This is a genomic window from Novacetimonas hansenii JCM 7643 (genome assembly GCF_000964405.1).
GTDB classification, from domain to species: Bacteria; Pseudomonadota; Alphaproteobacteria; order Acetobacterales; family Acetobacteraceae; genus Novacetimonas; species Novacetimonas hansenii.
In genome coordinates, this window is the sequence record NZ_BANE01000244.1 from 1 (window position 1) to 1,918 (window position 1,918).

General features: G+C 61.5%; 2 protein-coding genes. Both read right to left on the bottom strand.

Going from position 1 to position 1,918, the window contains the following annotated elements; genetic code table 11:
• Positions 1 to 123 precede the first annotated feature (123 nt).
• Positions 124 to 297, bottom strand: coding sequence for a hypothetical protein (locus tag B7G66_RS17945; protein ID WP_155116163.1), 174 nt, complete (start codon positions 295 to 297; stop codon positions 124 to 126).
• 123 nt (positions 298 to 420) lie between these two features.
• Positions 421 to 1,584: an aldose epimerase family protein gene (locus B7G66_RS14000; protein WP_141313088.1), complete on the bottom strand. Its 1,164-nt coding sequence runs from the start codon at positions 1,582 to 1,584 to the stop codon at positions 421 to 423.
• Between the last annotated feature and the right edge of the window lie 334 nt (positions 1,585 to 1,918).

Below are 1,918 nucleotides of genomic sequence, written 5' to 3' on the forward strand. Positions count from 1 at the left end.
GCGTCTTTCGAAGCTTTTTGAAAAAAGCTTCACCAAAAACTTTTGTAATTTCAGTATGTTATTTGGCCTGACCTTTTCAGGCGACCTCCATAAAGGCGGCAGCCCCCGCCGGTGGCGTTACACTCAACCCATTCCCGGCCCGCCTGAACCGCCCGGCCCGTCGGAACTGTCGTCCTGCCCGGGGGAGCCGGTCATGCCGCCCATGCCGCCGCTCTGGCTGGGGTCGCTGGGTGGGTGGTTCGACGCGCATGCCGCCAGTCCCGCCAGCATGCCCGCGATGCATATCATGCGTGTCATGGCCGTCCACATCATCAATCGTCCTTATTCACGTTCTGGTGATATATTTAGGTAGCCACCAGCAAAAGGAAAAGACGTTGTTTGGCGAATCCCGCGGGGCCGCCGCCATGATGGCGGCGCAGGTCAGGGGGCTTTCGTCGCGCTGATGCCAAAGTGGAAAAGCGTCGTGTGATCAAATGTCTGACCAGGGCGGAGTTCCGTGGTGGGAAAGTCGGGATGGTTGGGGGAGTCGGGGAAATGTTCGGCCTCGAACGCGACGGCGTCGGTCTGGCGATAGGCGCGGCCCGACACCCCGGCATAGGCCCCGTCAAGCGAATTGGAGGTATAGACCTGCAATCCCGGCTGTGTGGTCCAGACCTCCATCATGCGGCCTGACGCCGGGTCGCTGATCTGTGCCGCAAGGCGCGGCGTCGTCCCGGCGGGCGTATTGATGATCCAGTTCTGGTCATACCCGCGTGCATACATGATCTGCGGGTCGTTATCGCGCAGGTGATCGCCGATGCGGTGGGCCGTGCGGAAATCCATCGGTGTGCCCGCCACGCTGGCGATCGGCCCCAGCGGGATGGAGGTCGCGTCGGTGGGGGTAAAGGTGTCGGCATTGATGCGCAGGATATGGTTTTCGATGCTGCCGCTGCCTTCGCCCGCAAGGTTGAAATAGCTGTGGTTCGTCAGGTTCAGCACCGTGGGCCGGTCGGTTGTCGCGGTGTAATGCACACCAAGCGTATTGGCGTCATCCAGCCGGTAGGTCACATGCACATGCAGCGTGCCGGGAAAGCCCTGGTCGCCATCAGGGCTTATCAGCCCCAGCGTGACGCTGGCGCCATGGGCGTCGGTCTGTTCGCCCTCAAAGGTCCAGACCTGTTTGTCGAACCCCTTTTTCCCACCATGCAGCGCATTGGGCGGTGCGGTGATGGCAACGTGATAGGTGTGGCCATGCAGCGAAAATGTCCCGCGTGCCAGACGGTTGGCATAACGCCCGATAATCGCGCCAAAGAACAGGCCGCCACGTGCGCTGTCATGGGTATAGCCCGACAGGGTGGGAAAGCCGAGCACCACGTCGCGCATGTCGCCATGGCGGTCCGGGGTCTCGATCGCGGTGATGGTGGCGCCATAGGTCATGAACCGCACGGTCACACCATGGGCATTGCGCAGGGTGAACTGTTCCACCGCATGTCCATCATCGGTGGCGCCAAACGGCGCGCGGTCGAAACTGACGGCGGGTGCGGGTGCGGGTGCGGCCCACGCCACAGGCAGCCCCCCCACCACCGGCGCAAGGGCGGTAAGCATCAGGCAAAAGGGGCGCAACAAAGGGGACATGGGCGGGTATCCTGCGATATCGGGGATGTGGCGCGGCACGGCAACGCGCGTCGGCCAATCATGCCGCCCTTCACCAATACGGGCAACCACCGCCCCCGCATGTCGCAGGTGCGTATGCGGGGGGAGGGAAACGGTCCGGACAGAGCAGGCCCCGGCACCACGCGGCATCATAAAACGTTCTGGTGACGCCATTTTCAACAGGCGTTGGGAAATAGCGCCTGCCGGAGAGAGTGTTTGAAAGGTCAGGTTCCATAATATGGTGAAATTATAAAGGTTTTTGGTGAAGCTTTTTCTAAAAAGCTTC